This is a genomic window from Cupriavidus sp. 05T313 (assembly GCF_056396665.1).
The window spans coordinates 1-424 of sequence record NZ_JBFTLX010000657.1; the positions used below are offsets into that span (position 1 = coordinate 1).

Consider the following 424-nt stretch of genomic DNA (forward strand, 5'->3'; position numbering starts at 1 on the left):
CTCCCGCACCGCTTGGTTGGCGGCCTTCGCCAGTTTGAGGGCCAGCTCTTCCCCTGCGAAGTAGTAGAAGTGCGACGGCGACGGGGAGACCAGCTGAACGTCCACCCCTTGGGCGTCCATGTCTGCGAGCCGGCGATCCAGGTCCGTCAGCTGGGGCCAGCGTTCCTTGATCATCCTGCCCGACGCTGCCATGGACTCCGGCCCGTTGCGCCGCAGTTCCAGGGCCTGCTGGGCGCCGAAGCCSTCSGGATCYGCCTCGGCCACGAGCTGYTGCAGGGCCGGAAGCAGGATGTGGGCGTGGACRTCMACGGTGGCGACGTGAACAGAATCGATGCTCATGCTGGCTCCTTCATCGGACGGCGATCGGGTTGACGGGGGAGCCAACGGCGCCGGTGATGGGGAGCGGGGCTGCGGTGAGCAGGAA

1 pseudogene is annotated in these 424 nt (G+C 67.5%); it reads right to left on the minus strand.

From position 1 onward, the window contains the following. Positions 1-339: pseudogene (locus AC1DKD_RS42220) on the minus strand (hypothetical protein); the annotation flags it as partial. Positions 340-424 lie beyond the last annotated feature (85 nt).